Origin of the sequence: Cetobacterium sp. ZOR0034 (assembly GCF_000799075.1) — a bacterium.
Lineage (GTDB): Bacteria > Fusobacteriota > Fusobacteriia > Fusobacteriales > Fusobacteriaceae > Cetobacterium_A.
In genome coordinates, this window is record NZ_JTLI01000006.1 from 21,347 (window position 1) to 36,964 (window position 15,618).

Here is a 15,618-nt window from a genome sequence, read left to right on the forward strand (position 1 = left end):
GCTATGAAGTTTGTAAGAATAGGAAACGATATCGTAGAAATATCTAGAATAGAGAGTGCAATAAGTAAAAAGGGTTTTAAAGAACGTGTTTTTACAGAGAAAGAGATAGAGCAGATTGAAGCAAAAGGTGGAAAAAGTGAAAGCTATGCGGGAAGATTTTCAGCTAAAGAGGCTATCGCAAAAGCTTTGGGAACAGGAGTTAGAGGTTTTAATCTTGTAGATATTGAGATATTGAATAATTCACTGGGAAAGCCTGAAGTAAAACTTTATGGAAATTTGAAAGAAAAAAATGTAAATGTAGAAATATCTATTTCACATTGTAAAGATTATGCAACTGCTGTTGCAATAATAATGGAGAGGGAGGAATAATGAAAGATTTTTATAAAGAGTTAGATAACTTTATAGAAAGTTTAGATAATAAAAAAGATGACTATAAAATACTTTCTTTTGTTGTTGATGAACTTGGATATATTCCTGATGAAGTGATTGATTATGTAGCTAAGAAAATAGATGTATTTTCATTTTCTTTAGATAGTACGATAAGGTTTTATCCAAAACTACAAAAAGCTAGAACGAAATTTTATGTACAGATATGTACAGGAAGAAATTGTAATCAGCCGGGATTAAAAGAGAAAATATCAGAGATTAAAAGTAAGATTAATTTTGTAATAGATGAAAGACATTGCTTGGGAAGATGTTCAAAGGGAAATGCTTTGAAAGTAAATGAAGAATATTATTCATATAAAAGTTTAGATGAGTTAGAAAAGATATTATTAAACTTAAAATAAGTTTTAGGAGGAATTTTAATGGATATTTTAGAATTAAAAAGAGAATACAATCAGTTTAAAAATCAGATTGATGCTATAAGGGGGTCTCTTTGACTTAGATACTAGAAAAGAGAAAATCTCATCTTTAGAGAAAAAAACTTTAGAAGATGGATTTTGGAATGATAAATTAACTAGTGGAAAAATTATAAAAGAGATGAACGAGGAAAAAGATATAGTTAAAGAGTTTGAAACTATAGAAAATATGTTTTTTGATGAAGAGATTTTAATAGATTTTGTAGATTCAGGAGAGGAAGATTTTGTAGAAGAGTTAGAAGAGAAACACTCTAAGCTTATGCAAACGATAGAAAATTTTGATACAAAGATGTTATTAGATGGAGAATATGATGGAAACAACGCTATAGTAACAATTCATTCGGGAGCAGGAGGAACAGAAGCTTGTGACTGGGCAGATATGCTATATAGAATGTATATGAGATGGTTTAATAACAGAGGATACAAAGTAACTGAAATGGATTATATGGCGGGAGATTCTGTAGGGATTAAATCGATAACTCTTTTAGTTGAAGGAACAAGAGCTTACGGGTATTTAAAAGGTGAAAAAGGAGTACATAGACTTGTTAGAATATCACCTTTTGATGCGAATAAGAAAAGACATACATCTTTTGCTTCAGTAGATATAATGCCTGAAGTTGATGAAACGGTTGAGATAACAATAGATCCAGGTGATTTAAGAGTTGACACATATAGAGCATCGGGAGCTGGTGGACAGCACGTAAATATGACAGATTCAGCAGTAAGAATTACTCATATACCTACTGGGGTTGTTGTAACTTGTCAAAGAGAGAGATCACAACTAAGTAATAGAGAAACGGCTATGAAACTTTTAAAATCTAAACTTCTAGAGATCGAGATGAAAAAGAAAGAGGAAGAGTTGAAAAAAATTCAAGGAGAGCAAAGTGATATTGGTTGGGGAAATCAAATAAGATCATATGTATTCCAGCCTTATACAATGGTTAAAGATCATAGAACAGCTGTGGAGTCAGGAAATATTAGAGCCGTTATGGATGGAGATATAGATGACTTCATAAATGGGTATTTAAGATGGTCAAAAAATAAAAACTAGCAAGCTATCTTGAAATTATTGAATATATGGATTATAATATAGGGTACAAATTACAAAAAAGGGAGAGATTATGATGGAAAGAAGAGTAAGAACGAGAATCGCACCTTCTCCAACAGGAGATCCACATGTAGGAACAGCTTACATTGCGTTATTCAACTTAGCTTTTGCTTATAAAAATGGTGGAGACTTTATACTAAGAATAGAGGATACTGACCAAAACAGATATACAGAAGGGTCAGAGCAAATGATATTTGATGCTCTAAAGTGGTTAGGATTAGATTACGCTGAAGGTCCTGATGTTGGTGGACCAACTGGACCATACAGACAATCTGAAAGATTCCACTTATATGGAGAGTATGCACATAAATTAGTTGAGAAGGGAGAAGCTTACCACTGCTTCTGTACTCAAGAGAGACTAGAAAAATTAAGAGAAAGACAAAAGGCTATGGGAAAAGCTCCAGGATATGATGGACACTGTAGATCTCTTTCAAAAGAGGAAATAGATGCTAAATTAGCAGCTAAAGAGGAGTTTGTAATCAGACTTAAAATGCCTTATGAAGGAGAAACAATCATAAAGGATAGATTAAGAGGAGATATCGTTTTTGAAAATAACAAAATCGATGATCAAGTTTTATTAAAAGGAGATGGATTCCCAACTTACCACTTAGCAAACGTTGTTGATGATTACTTAATGAATATCACTCACGTAATAAGAGCTGAAGAGTGGATTGCATCTACACCTAAGCATATCCAACTTTATAAAGCATTTGGATGGCAAGAACCTGAGTTCATACACATGCCTTTACTTAGAAACTCAGATAGAACAAAAATATCTAAGAGAAAGAATCCAGTTTCATTAAACTGGTACAAAGAGGAAGGATACTTAAAAGAGGGTATCGTAAACTTCTTAGGATTAATGGGATACTCATTTGGAGAAAACAAAGAGATATTTACATTACAAGAGTTCAATGAGAACTTTGATATCGATAAGGTATCTTTAGGAGGTCCTGTATTTGACTTAGTTAAATTAGGATGGGTAAACAACCAACATATGAGAATGAAAGACTTAAAAGAGTTAACTGAGTTAGCTGTTCCATTCTTTAGAAATGCTGGATTAATCGGAGAAGAGTTAACAGAGAAAGAGTTTGAAACACTTTCAAGAATTGTTGATATATTAAGAGAAGGAGCTCAAACAATAAAAGAGATTGTAGCTCAATCAGAAGTATACTTCAAAGATGAGTACACATTACCAGTTGTAACTGAAGAAACAGATAAAAAAGAAGTAAAAGGAATCGAAAGACTTTATACAGTTATTCAAGATGAAGCTGGAAAGAAATCAATTAATTTATTTGAAGAGAAGATTGCAGCTGAATCTGAAGAGATATCAATTGATAGAGCAAAAGAGTTATTAAAAGAAACTCTAGATACAATTGGAGAGGGACCAGGAAAAGTTTACATGCCTTTAAGAGCAGTATTGACTGGACTACCAAAAGGTGCAGACTTATATAACTTAGTTTCTATTATTGGAAGAGACAGAACTTTAGCAAGAATAGAGAGAATGAAAAAATTATACAATATTTAATTTAATTTTTTAGTGGAGTTTCAAGCTCCACTTTTTTTTTAGAAAAAAAAGAAAAAAAGAAATTATGAGTAGTTTATTAAGAAGAACGTTTAGCATCAGAGGAGGACTATGAAGACACATATTTTAATGGGAAAATTATTTTTAGAATCATTTAATATTTTGAAAGAAATTCAAAAAGAAATTCAAAAAGATCTGAAAAGTTTAGAATTTCAAAAAGAGATTGAGGTAGAGTTTAAAAATTTAAATTTTATGGAATCGTTTAAAAAAAACTTTTTTACACTGTTGATGTTATCTATTATGATTGATTGTAAAATATCTAAAAAAAATGTAGTTAAATATGGAAAAATTATTTTATATTTAAGACAGATAGTAACTTCGACAGATAATATAATAGATGATGAGAATAAAGGGATAATTTTTATAGATAGATTAAAAAATAATGTGGTTTCAAATAGTTTAGTGATGTTGTTTTGTCAAAATTTTTTGAGTAAAACATGCTTAGAAATAGATTTTAAGAGTTCTTTAAGTCAAAAAATTCTTAACAAGATATATTTGATTGCAGAAAGCGAAAGTTTAAGAGATAGAAAGTAGTATGAAACATATCCAGACGAAGAGTATGTTCTATCTAGAATTCATAATGGAATTGGGGGGGAGCTTCTAAAGATAAGCCTAGAGGTACCTCTAGAAATTGAAAAGAATAAAAAGTTAGAAGAGTGTGCAAAGGCAATATATGAAATTGGAATGTCTTTACAAGCTTTGGATGATTTTTTTGATATTGATGAAGATAAATTAGCTGAAAAAGTAAATTTGTATGAGGCAAAGTTATTGTATTCTGAAGACGTCAAGGAAATTATAGAAGAGAGATATTTAAAAGAAGTTTCGGAAAAAGCATATGAAGGCTTTCATATTCTAGAAAAAAATGGTTATCCAATGAATAGAAAAGAGGCTAAGAGAATATTAAAAAAATTATTTGAATTGAGAGGATTGAAAGAGTATTCTAAAATTTTAGATGAGGAGGACGATTCTAAGAATGGATATGAAAAAGATTATGATAGCCAATTGGCAGAGTATAGAGTATGTGAATATTGAGATAGAGAAATTATTGATACTGATAGGTGAATCTAATAGAGGAAAAACAAGTATTCTAAAGGCATTATCAGCTTTCTTCGGACAGTATGAGATAAAGAAAGAGGACTTTAAAGATAGAACTAGACCGATTGAAATAAGAATTAAATGTTATAAAACTAATAGAGGTTTTTTAACTTTAAAATTATTGAAAAGAGAGAACGAAGAGATAGAATATTACATAGTAGATCACGGAATAGAAACAAAAGTTGATTTAGAAATAATAAGAGCAGAGTATATATCTCTTAGAGGAGCAGTTATCAGTTCAAAAGATAACGGAGTATATGAAGGACTTTTAAGAATAAGAGATATATTTATGGATACTATGGATAGTCAAATAATAAAAGATTTAAATAGTAAATTAGAATATTTAGGGGAGAATAAATTATCCCAGAGTTTACAAAGAAAGATTTTATTTAGTTTTCTAAAAAATATTTTGTATAGTATTGATGAATACGAAACAAAGATAAAGTCAAAACTTTCTGACTTGTTTTTAATATTTGAAGAACCTGAACTTCATTTGAATCCTCAAGAGAGCAGAGAGATGTATTCGCTACTAATAAAACTTTCTAAAATAGGGGTTCAGATAATTTTAGAAACTCACTCAAGTTATTTTGTGGGATTAAAACAGTATAAGTCGATTTGCTTAATAAAGAAGATTAGAGGAGAGATTAAAGTTTTTCAATATACGGGGAAACTTTTAAATGGAGATGAAATTAAGAATTTCAATATGAACTATTGGATAAATCCAGATAGAGGAGAGATGTTTTTTGCTAAAAAGGTTATATTAGTAGAAGGACAAACAGATAAGATAGCACTTTCTTATTTGGCTAAAAAAATAGGGGTATATAATTATAGTTATTCTATTATAGAGTGTGGAAGTAAAAGTATCATTCCGCAGTTTATAAAGGTTTTGAATGGCTATAAAATACCGTATGTAGCCGTTTATGATAAAGATAATCATAGATGGAGAAATGAAACAGAACTAGATAGTTCGAATCTGAAAAATAAGAAAATAAGAGGAATTGTAAATAGGTTTATTGGAGATTATATAGAGTTCGAAAATGATATAGAAGAAGAGATTTGCCAAGAGGAGAGAGAACGGAAAAATTATAAGAATAAACCATATTATACATTACAAAAAATAAGTGAACTTGATTTTATAATGTCTAAAAAATTAGAAAATAAAATAAGACGCATATATAAATAGAGATAGAAAATTTAAATTTCTATCTCTATTTTAATTTATAGATAAATTAGAAAATAAATGCTCCAGCCAGAGCTGTAGTTAAAAGAATTATAATAGGATTTATCTTATTTAAATACTTTGTTCCTACAAAAACTATAATAAAAATTAAGATTGCTTTTAGACTTTGAGAATAATCATTTACAAAAAATGTAGGTTTAGCTATTATAATTCCAGCAAATGTTATTAAGGCTAAAGTTACTGGTTTAACACCTTTAAAAAAGAACTCTTTTTTAGGGTTGTTTTTAATTTTAGAAAAGATGCTTGCGATAATAATAATAACAATAAAAGAAGGTAAAGCAGACCCGGCAGTTGCAACCAGAGCACCAAGAGTTCCCCCAACTTTATGGCCAACGAAAGTGGCTGTGTTGATTGCTATAGGACCAGGTGTAACCTGTGATATAGCGATGACATCTAAAAATTCGCTTTCAGTTAACCAGCTATACTTAAATACTACTTCTTGCATAAGTGGAAGCATAGCTAATCCACCACCAAAAGAGAACATTCCTATTTTAAAAAATTCGATAAAAAGTATTAAATAAATCATTTTTCACCTCTAATTGTAAAGAATATAATACATCCAACACCAAAAAATAGAATTAAAGTAATAGGTGAGATATTAAAGAAAACTAGCCCTATTAATGAAACTATAAAAACAATATAACTAAAGTAATCAATTAAAGTGTTTTTTGATAGTTTGATAACCGAAGATAAAATAAGTGCAGCAATCCCAGCTCTAAGTCCAATAAAAATCTTCTGCATTGTAGGATTTAAAAAACTTTTAGAGAAGAATGCAGAGATTATAGTTATAACCAAAAGCGATGGCGCTATTACACCCAAAGTAGCAGCAACAGAACCTAAAATCCCAGCTCTTTTTTTTCCTATAAAAGTAGCAGCATTTATAGCAATAGGCCCTGGTGTCATTTGTGAAATTGTAATAATTTCAAGTAATTCATCTTTATCAATCCATTTTTTACCATATATCATCTCTCTTTCAATAAGAGGTATCATAGCGTATCCACCACCGAAAGTAAACATTCCTATTTTAAAGAAAGTAAGAAAAAGTTCTAGCATAAAAATCCTCCTTAAATTGAAATAAAAGCAGAGGTAGTCCTCTGCTTTTATAAAGTTCTATTATACGTTGTACATCTCTTTAATTTTTGCTTGTAATTCATCATCAGCAATATAATCATCATACTCAGTTAACTTATCAATAAGTCCACTTGGAGTGATTTCGATTATTCTGTTAGCAACAGTTTGGATAAACTCATGGTCATGAGCTCCAAATAGAATCGTTCCTTTGAAGTTAGTTAAAGCTTTGTTTAAAGATGTAATAGACTCAAGGTCTAAATGGTCTGTAGGGTTATCGAAGATTAAAACGTTAGCATTAGTTAACATCATTCTAGATAACATACATCTTACTTTCTCTCCTCCAGAAAGAACTTTAGCTCTTTTTGTAGCTTCTTCTCCAGAGAATAGCATTCTTCCTAAGAATCCTCTTACGAATGCATCGTGTTGATCAGGCGAGTATTGTCTTAACCAATCGATAAGATCAAGATCACAGTTTTCGAAGAACTCTGAGTTGTCTTTAGGCATATAAGCTTGAGTAGTTGTTACTCCCCAAGTATAAGTACCGCTATCAGCTTCCATCTCTCCAGCTAAGATAGAGAATAGAGTTGTTTTAACGATATCGTTTTGAGATATGAATACAACTTTATCATTTGTGTTAATTGTAAATGATACGTTATCTAAAATCTTAACTCCATCGATAATCTTAGTAAGATTTTCAACTTTAAGAAGGTTGTTTCCAGCCTCTCTTTCAGGTTTAAATTCAACGAATGGATATTTTCTATTAGAGATTTGCATATCTTCAAGTTGTAATTTATCTAATTGCTTCTTTCTAGAAGTAGCTTGCTTAGATTTAGATGCGTTGGCACTGAATCTAGCAATGAATTCTTGAAGTTCTTGTCTCTTTTGTTCTAATTTTTTATTTTTGTTGTTAATTAATGTTTGCATTAATTGGTTTGATTCGTACCAGAAATCATAGTTTCCAACGTACATTTTAACTTTACCATAATCGATATCAGCTATGTGAGTACAAACTTTATTTAAGAAATGTCTATCATGCGATATAACAATAACAGTAGTATCTTCTAGATTCATTAAGAACTCTTCTAACCAAGCAATAGCTTGAATGTCAAGACCGTTTGTAGGCTCGTCTAATAATAGAACATCAGGGTTTCCGAATAAAGCTTGAGCTAATAAAACTTTTACTTTATCAGGCTCGCTAAGTTCTCTCATGTATTTATAATGTAAATCAGCAGTAATTCCAAGACCAGTTAAAAGCATTTCAGCTTCAGTTTCAGCTTCCCAACCATTTAATTCAGCGAATTCACCTTCTAATTCAGCAGCTCTCATACCATCTTCATCAGAGAACTCACTTTTAGCGTATATCTCGTTTCTCTCTTCAATAATTTTCCAAAGTTTAGTATGTCCCATTAAAACAACGTTTATAACTGTATCTTCTTCGTGAGCAAAGTGATCTTGCTTAAGAACAGCCATTCTTTTGTTTTTATCAAAGATTACATCTCCTTCAGTAGGATCTAAATCTCCTGAAAGTATTTTAACAAATGTTGATTTTCCGGCACCGTTTGCACCAATAAGTCCATAACAGTTTCCAGGAGTAAATTTAACGCTTACATCCTCGAAAAGTTTTCTACCAGAGAATCTCATACTTAGATTGCTAGTTGCTATCATTTTAAAAAATTCCTCCTAAATATTTATAATATAAATTTTATTTTTAAACACGTATCTTAATTATTATACCATGAATTTTAATAATAACAAACATAATATATTTTCTTTTTTTTTAAATTGTGCTAAAATATTCTATACAATAAAAGAAGAAAGAGAGGAAGAATAGTGAATTTATTTACTCCTTTGAATATAAGAAATAAAAAACTTAAAAATAGAGTAGTTTTACCACCATTAGTTAGATTTTCTATGGTAGAAAAAGATGGATATGTAACAGAGGGTTTATTAGATTGGTATAAAGATGTTGCAGAGGGTGGAACAGGATTAATTATAGTTGAAGCTAGTTGTGTTGCAGAAGATGGAAAGTTAAGAGATAACCAAATAGGGATTTGGAGTGATGATTTTATAGAAGGATTATCAAAAGTTGCAGATATCGGGAAACAATACGATGTTCCAATGTTGATTCAGATTCATCATGCGGGATTTAAAGAGGAAGTTGCAACTGTATCTGAAGAAACTTTAGATAAAATTTTAGAGCAGTTTGTAGAAGCCTTTAAAAGAGCTAAAAAAGCCGGGTTTGATGGAATAGAGATACATGGTGCACATACATATCTTTTATCTCAACTTAATTCAAGACTTTGGAACGTTAGAAATGATAAATATGGTGGAAGTTTTGAAAAAAGAATGTTTTTCACAAAAGAGTTAATAGAAAGAACAAGAGAGCTTTTTGATGAAGATTTTATATTGGGTTATAGAATGGGTGGAAATGAACCTACATTAGAAGATGGAATAGAGATAGCTAAATATTTGGAAAAAATTGGAGTGGATGTTATCCATGTTTCTTCGGGAGTTCCAGATCCAGAAAAGAAACAACTCGTTAAAGTTGATATACCAGAAGATTTTGAATTTGACTGGGTAGTTTATTTAGGAGTAGAAATAAAAAAGCATGTAAATGTACCAGTTATAGGTGTAAGAAATATAAAAACTGAAGAACAAGCAAGTACTTTGATTGAAAGTGGAATGTTAGATTTAGTAGCAATAGGTAGAGGAATGATTGCAAGACCAAATTGGGTTCAATTTGCTAAAAAAGAGTATTTTAAAAGAACAGGAAAAATGGTGGACTAATGGAGATAAAAAGTTTAGATATTTTCTGTGAGATAATTGATAACTTTGGTGATATAGGTGTTGTTTATAGAGTTGCGAAAGAGTTCAAAAGTATATATAATGAAAACATAGAGATTAGAGTTTTTTTAAATCGATTGGATGAGTTTTTACCTTTAAACAAAAGAGCTAGAAATGTTGGTTATCAAAAGATAGATGGAATAGAGTATATAACTAATGAATATTTAGCTAAAAATATATGTACATTTTCTCCTGCAAATGTTATAATAGAGGCCTTTGGATGTAATATTTTAGAGGGATATTTGAATAAAGCTAAAGATGAATCATCTTTACTTATAAATTTAGAATATTTATCTGGAGAAAGTTGGATAGAGGAAGTTCATTTGATGGAGTCGCCTATTGGAGCAAAAAAGTTGAGAAAATATTTCTTTATGCCTGGCTTTAAAGAGAATACAGGTGGAGTTATAGTGGATAAGTTATTTTTAAATAGAAAGTTAGAGGTACAAAATAATAAGAGTATCTATATAGAAAAATACTTACCAGATTTAAGTGATAGAGATTATTTTATAGGAACTATATTTAGTTATGAAAAAAACTTTTTACCTCTTTTAAATGTCTTATTAAAAAATGGTAAAAATAATTGCCTACTGGTATTAGGACAAAAATCTCAAGATAGTATAAAAATAATTTTAGAAAAATTAGATTTTGTTGAAGTATCAAAAGACAGTTATGAAATGGGAAATTTAAAAATTAAATTTATGCCTTTTTTAGAGCAGGAAGAGTATGAAGAGTTAATAAACGTTGTTGATTATAATTTTGTAAGAGGAGAAGATTCTTTTGTAAGAGCACTTCTTACAGGAAAGCCATTTATGTGGCATATCTATTTACAAGAAGAGATGGCGCACATGGATAAAATAGATGGTTTTATAGAAAGATATAAAGAAGTTTTAGAGGAATTTAATTTAGAAATTCCTTTAAATATACAGACAAAGCTATTAAGAGATTATAATTTAAGAGATAGTAACTCTTTAGAGCTAGGTAGAGAGAATTATGAGGAATTCTTTAAAGAGTTTGAACAGATTTCTCAACTGACTAAAGCTTATTCAGAGTATATCGAACTAAAGTGTAATCTTATAGATAAATTAAATAGATTTATTTTAAAATATTAGGAGGTTCAATTATGAAAACTGCTCAAGAACTAAGAGCTGGAAGTACAGTAAAGATTGGAAACGATCCTTACGTAATTCTAAAAGCAGAGTACAACAAATCAGGAAGAAACGCTGCTGTGATGAAGTACAAAATGAAAAACTTATTAAACGGAAACATATCTGACGCTATATACAAAGCTGACGATAAAATGGACGATATCAGACTTGATAAAGTTAAAGCTGTTTACTCATACAACGATGGAGATTTCTATGTATTCTCTAACCCAGAAACTTGGGATCAAATCGAATTAAAAGATGAGGATTTAGGAGATGCTTTAAATTACTTAGAAGAAGCAATGGAATTAGAAGTAGTTTACTATGAGTCAACTCCAGTTGCAGTAGAGTTACCTACTTTCGTTGAAAGACAAGTAACTTATACTGAGCCAGGATTAAGAGGAGATACTTCAGGAAAAGTAATGAAACCTGCTAAAATAAACACAGGATTCGAAATTCAAGTTCCTTTATTCGTTGAGCAAGATGAGTGGATTAAAATCGATACAAGATCAAACGAATACGTTGAAAGAATCAAAAGATAGTAAATTAAAAAACTGAGGCTAGCCTCAGTTTTTTTTATTTCATTATTTTTACAAAAAATAAAAAGAGTCACAAGGGATAACAGGAGTAATCTTATACCCGCATTAAATACCTTAGTGCTGCTTCCTTCCAGATCTGACACGGTTCGATACTAATACGCCATAAGGCTCCTGTCACCACACTTGTGACATTTGTAATTATACCATTAAAAAATAAAAAATACAAGTGAAAATATTAAAAAATATTTTTAAAGAAATTTTTCACCTTATTTTTCTTTTCTTCAAAACTATTTTTATATTGATTTTTTAATTGATTTTCTAAAAAATCATTGAATGTAACTCGATTGTTAATTAAGGTTCTTCTGATTTCCTCAGGTAATGTAGTTTTTATGTTTATAAAATTTGTATTAGTTGAAAAGTTATTGTAAACTTTCAAATTATACTCTTTTGTTTCAGTTAATCGGATAAATTCATTTAAAATATTTTTCTTGAAGTTATCTAAACTATTTGAATTTTGAATAGTACTTTTATTTATTTGTATATGACTGATTTCTGTTGTACCATCGATTTTAATAATTTCTCCATTTATATTGATTATCTGCTCACTGTTTATATTTCCATCAGATAAATAAGTGTTAATATTATTAAATGAGGTAGCTTTAAAATTATTTAATTTCATATAAATGTTTCCAGAAAGGGTATTACTATTTAAATCTCCATAGATTTTCCCTTCACCATTACCATTAATCTCTGAAAGAGTTATATTGATCGGAAGCAAAGTGTTTTTAGAAAAATCAGTGTTGAAATTTTTAAAGTTTCCCAAAAACTTTATATTGTTATTAGAGCCTGAAAACGATATATTTTTAATTAGGATATTATTTTCATTATTTTTTATTTTTATTTTATAAATAAATTCTTTAGAATTTTTAGAAAAAGAGTTTATTCTATTTTTCAGATGTGAATTTATTTCAGTTTGAAGAATAATATCGATAAAATCTGCATTTTTTATAAGAAAATTAGTTAAATTATTTGACATATTTTTAGAAAAATTTTCTTTATTTAAAGCTGAATTAAAAATATTTGAAAGTCCGCCATCATTTTTAATTTGTTTATCAATCTCGTTTAAAAATTGAGATGTTTTTTCATTTTTAATCTCTGATTTAGCAGAAATATTGTGTTCAGGAAATTTAGTTGTGATAGTTTCATCTTTTGAATTCGTAGATGAAGAAACTTCAGATTGGTTAATGAAAATAATATCTTTAATATCGATTGATTCTATTGTAAAATTTTTTTTATCTTTCAAAAATTCCTTGAAGCTCATCTCTGTGTAAAGATGAGTTATCTGTATTTTATCTTTTTCAAAAATGGTATTCTCTAATTTAAATGAGTTGCTAAGAATATTTAAATTAGCTTTTTTTATAGTAACATTTTGTTTTAGTGATTTAGAAAGTTCTTTTTCTAAAATCCTTTTAAAGTAGATATTTTTTCCAATCGAGCCTAAGATAACTGAAGCTATGATTGCTAAAAAAAATATTTTTGTTTTATTTTTCATAAAATCCTCCAAAAAAATAAAGGCAAGAAATATAATTCTTGCCTTTAAAATCTGATTAATTATTTTAAAAATTAAAGTGCTAATCCACCACTAACTTCAATAGTTTGTCCAGTGATATAAGCTGATTCGTCACTTGCAAGGAATAATACAGCATTAGCGATATCTTCAGGCATTCCTAATTTCCCTAAAGCAGTTCTCTCAAGCATTCCATTGATTACATCTTCAGGTAGTACATCAGTCATAGGAGTAGCAATGAATCCAGGTGCAACACAGTTAGCTCTGATTTGAGCACCTTTTCTAGCTAATTCTTTAGACCAAGTTTTAGTCATAGCAATAACTCCACCTTTAGTTGCTGAGTAGTTTGCTTGTCCAATGTTTCCGTATAATCCAACTACAGATGATATAGTTATGATTGAACCTTTTTTATTTTTAGTCATTAAAGGTGCAATAGCTTGAGTAACATTGAAAACACCTTTTAAGTTAACACTGATAACAGCATCCCAAGCATCTTCGCTCATTCTAACAAAAGGAGCATCCTTAGTTATTCCAGCATTGTTAACTAGGATATCAACTCTTCCAAATTCCTCTTTTATTTTTTTTACTAATTCTTTAATAGCATCTCTATCAGTTACATTTAAAATTTCGTGTCTAACGTTTGCTTGCTCGAAAGTTGCTTCTCCCATATCACAAGAGATAACTAATTCAGCACCTTCAGAAGCTAATTTTTCAACTATAGTTCTTCCAATTCCTCTAGCTCCACCAGTTACTAAAGCAATTTTTCCTTCTATTCTATTCATAAGATCCTCCTATAAAATACATGTGTCATTTAATAGTATAATTATTTAAAAAAAATGTCAATGATTTCCTAAAAAAATTAATGAGATGTTCCCATTTTGAATAGGTCTTCATTTAATTTATCTGCTTGTTTACTAGGTAGTAGTAAAACAAGAACATCCCCTGCTAAAATTTGAGAACTTCCTTTAGGTATATACTCAACTTCAGCTCTTCTAATAGCAACGACTAGAGTATGTTTTGGCCAGTTGATATCTTTTATCAATTTGTTTTCAAAATCTGAATCAGCAGAAACTGGAATACAGATAAGTGTTTTATCTAGATGTTCGTGACGGTCCTCTTCAAGATCATCGTTTAGCTTTTTCTTAGGCATTCTATCATAAAGAATCTCATATATAGGTTCAAGTTTTAAAATATCAGTTATATAATAGGCTACGATAGATATAGTAGCAATAGCTAAGAGATGATCAAAGCTTCCAGTCATTTCTAGAATCAAAATTGTTCCGGTTATGGGTGCTCTAACTACAGCAACAAAGAAACCAGCCATACCTAAAATCATATAATGGACAATAAAGTCATTTCCAACACCAAAGTTACTAATAAGTATAAGAGCGTATATTTTTCCTAAAATAGCCCCTAAAACAAGCATTGGTAAAAAAATTCCACCTTGGAAACCAGTAGCGTATGATATTGTTGTGAAAAAAAGTTTAGCTAATAGAACAAATATTAAAAATATGATTGTTTGATTTAAATGTGGTAGTTCTTCAACTAAATGATGTCCACCACCTGTTATATCAGGCATAATAAAACATATTATAAATGATAATGTCATTACAAATGATATTTTAAAAGCTCGAGGTAATTTTACTCCTTTAAAAATATCTTGAGTTTTAATTAATGAAAAAGTAAAAAACTTTCCACAAAACGCAAGGATAACTCCAAAAATTATAAAAAATAAAAATTGAAGATATGGATTTATATTTGTAGGATATTTAGTATATAAATCAAAAGATGGATTCATATCAAAAATTCTTCTAGCCATAAAGTTTGAACAGATACTAGCTAAGAAAGTACAAATGATTAGTTTAGATGAGAAGAAACGATGAAGTTCTTCCATACTAAAAATAACTCCTGATAATGGAGCTCCAAAAGCTCCGGCCAATCCAGCACTTGATCCCGCAGTCACTAAGTATTTTTCATCAGTATAATCTCTTTTGAAAATTTTAGTGACACCATATCCGATATATGATCCTAATTGTACAGAAGGTCCTTCTCTACCAAGAGATAAACCAGCTCCAATTCCTAATAAACCTCCAAAGAATTTTACAAGCAGTTCTTTAAACCAAAATAGATAATCTAATTTTCTTAAAATTAGAGCTTTCACTTGAGGAATACCACTTCCTCCAGTTGTAGGAAATTTTCTAGATATGTAATCTACGAAAAGTCCTATTGCGATAAAAATACCCCAAATAAAAATAAGTTTTATTGGATTGGTTAACAGTTCTTTATTAAGATATTGACTTCTAAGATGTTCTGCAAAAGATAGTCCATATCTATAAACTGAAACAGTTATTCCAGTTGTAATACCGACTAGTATTGAAAGACCATACAATCCCTTATTTCCTTTTTGGAGAAGTTCAACATGATTTTGAATATTTCTTTTTTCAATCATAAAATCTCCTTGAGAATGTGTTATATTACTCGGGAATAGTAACATAAAAGATATAAAAAGTAAAGTAGAATCAAACAAAAGGGAAAGCTTGCGTTATATGAAAGGATAGGGTAGAATATAG

16 protein-coding genes and 1 other RNA gene are annotated in these 15,618 nt (G+C 29.6%); 10 read left to right on the top strand and 7 right to left on the bottom strand.

Annotated elements, in window-relative coordinates; genetic code table 11:
- Window positions 1–3: 3 nt before the first annotated feature.
- The 7 genes from acpS to L992_RS01735 all read left to right on the top strand — a co-directional run bounded on the left by acpS (window position 4) and on the right by L992_RS01735 (window position 5,828).
- Window positions 4–369, top strand: coding sequence for a holo-ACP synthase (gene acpS / locus L992_RS01705; RefSeq protein WP_047380679.1), 366 nt, complete (start codon window positions 4–6; stop codon window positions 367–369).
- Window positions 369–788 (top strand): NAD(P)H-dependent oxidoreductase subunit E, encoded by a 420-nt coding sequence (locus L992_RS01710; protein ID WP_047380677.1) that lies wholly within the window; start codon window positions 369–371, stop codon window positions 786–788. Before acpS ends, L992_RS01710 begins: the two co-directional genes overlap by 1 nt.
- A gap of 18 nt (window positions 789–806) precedes the next feature.
- A protein-coding gene (prfB, locus tag L992_RS01715; RefSeq protein ID WP_197053369.1) for a peptide chain release factor 2 occupies window positions 807–1,911 on the top strand; the annotation gives its coding sequence in 2 pieces (ribosomal slippage) (window positions 807–878 and window positions 880–1,911; 1,104 coding nt in all).
- A 73-nt stretch (window positions 1,912–1,984) separates the two neighbouring features.
- A complete protein-coding gene (gene gltX, locus L992_RS01720; RefSeq protein WP_047380674.1) occupies window positions 1,985–3,493 on the top strand; it encodes a glutamate--tRNA ligase in 1,509 nt (502 codons plus the stop codon).
- A gap of 108 nt (window positions 3,494–3,601) precedes the next feature.
- Window positions 3,602–4,084: a hypothetical protein gene (locus L992_RS01725; RefSeq protein WP_047394085.1), complete on the top strand. Its 483-nt coding sequence runs from the start codon at window positions 3,602–3,604 to the stop codon at window positions 4,082–4,084.
- 150 nt (window positions 4,085–4,234) lie between these two features.
- Window positions 4,235–4,582: a hypothetical protein gene (locus L992_RS01730; protein ID WP_047394086.1), complete on the top strand. Its 348-nt coding sequence runs from the start codon at window positions 4,235–4,237 to the stop codon at window positions 4,580–4,582.
- Window positions 4,524–5,828: an ATP-dependent endonuclease gene (locus tag L992_RS01735; protein ID WP_047380668.1), complete on the top strand. Its 1,305-nt coding sequence runs from the start codon at window positions 4,524–4,526 to the stop codon at window positions 5,826–5,828. The genes L992_RS01730 and L992_RS01735 overlap by 59 nt, the downstream gene beginning before the upstream one ends.
- 46 nt (window positions 5,829–5,874) lie before the next feature.
- On the opposite strand, the gene L992_RS01740 is transcribed toward L992_RS01735, so the two are convergent.
- From L992_RS01740 to L992_RS01750, 3 genes are read right to left on the bottom strand one after another with little or no spacing between them, the layout of a single operon-like run.
- Entirely contained in the window at window positions 5,875–6,411 is a 537-nt protein-coding gene (locus tag L992_RS01740) for a chromate transporter (protein WP_047380666.1), read from the bottom strand.
- Window positions 6,408–6,938 carry a chromate transporter gene (locus L992_RS01745; RefSeq protein ID WP_047380664.1) on the bottom strand — a complete coding sequence of 177 codons (531 nt, stop codon included), beginning with the start codon at window positions 6,936–6,938 and terminating at the stop codon, window positions 6,408–6,410. Before L992_RS01745 ends, L992_RS01740 begins: the two co-directional genes overlap by 4 nt.
- A gap of 60 nt (window positions 6,939–6,998) precedes the next feature.
- Window positions 6,999–8,621, bottom strand: a complete 1,623-nt coding sequence (locus L992_RS01750; RefSeq protein WP_047394087.1) for an ABC-F family ATP-binding cassette domain-containing protein — start codon at window positions 8,619–8,621, stop codon at window positions 6,999–7,001.
- A gap of 162 nt (window positions 8,622–8,783) precedes the next feature.
- On the opposite strand from L992_RS01750, the gene L992_RS01755 reads away from it, so the two are divergent.
- The 3 genes from L992_RS01755 to efp are packed head-to-tail and all read left to right on the top strand — an operon-like array spanning window position 8,784 to window position 11,484.
- Window positions 8,784–9,743, top strand: a complete 960-nt coding sequence (locus tag L992_RS01755; RefSeq protein ID WP_047380660.1) for an NADH:flavin oxidoreductase — start codon at window positions 8,784–8,786, stop codon at window positions 9,741–9,743.
- Entirely contained in the window at window positions 9,743–10,909 is a 1,167-nt protein-coding gene (gene earP / locus L992_RS01760) for an elongation factor P maturation arginine rhamnosyltransferase EarP (protein WP_047394092.1), read from the top strand. Before L992_RS01755 ends, earP begins: the two co-directional genes overlap by 1 nt.
- A gap of 11 nt (window positions 10,910–10,920) precedes the next feature.
- The gene (efp, locus tag L992_RS01765; protein WP_047380656.1) at window positions 10,921–11,484 is read left to right on the top strand and encodes an elongation factor P; all 564 of its coding nucleotides are present in this window, start codon (window positions 10,921–10,923) and stop codon (window positions 11,482–11,484) included.
- 74 nt (window positions 11,485–11,558) lie between these two features.
- Here the strand turns inward: efp and ffs are convergent.
- The 4 genes from ffs to L992_RS01780 all read right to left on the bottom strand — a co-directional run bounded on the left by ffs (window position 11,559) and on the right by L992_RS01780 (window position 15,497).
- Window positions 11,559–11,658, bottom strand: an RNA gene (gene ffs, locus L992_RS13290) — signal recognition particle sRNA small type.
- A 58-nt stretch (window positions 11,659–11,716) separates the two neighbouring features.
- Window positions 11,717–13,033: a hypothetical protein gene (locus L992_RS01770; RefSeq protein ID WP_047380654.1), complete on the bottom strand. Its 1,317-nt coding sequence runs from the start codon at window positions 13,031–13,033 to the stop codon at window positions 11,717–11,719.
- Window positions 13,034–13,104: 71 nt separating this feature from the next.
- Window positions 13,105–13,830, bottom strand: coding sequence for a 3-oxoacyl-[acyl-carrier-protein] reductase (fabG, locus tag L992_RS01775; RefSeq protein WP_047380652.1), 726 nt, complete (start codon window positions 13,828–13,830; stop codon window positions 13,105–13,107).
- Window positions 13,831–13,907: 77 nt separating this feature from the next.
- Window positions 13,908–15,497 (bottom strand): ClC family H(+)/Cl(-) exchange transporter, encoded by a 1,590-nt coding sequence (locus tag L992_RS01780; protein ID WP_047394093.1) that lies wholly within the window; start codon window positions 15,495–15,497, stop codon window positions 13,908–13,910.
- Between the last annotated feature and the right edge of the window lie 121 nt (window positions 15,498–15,618).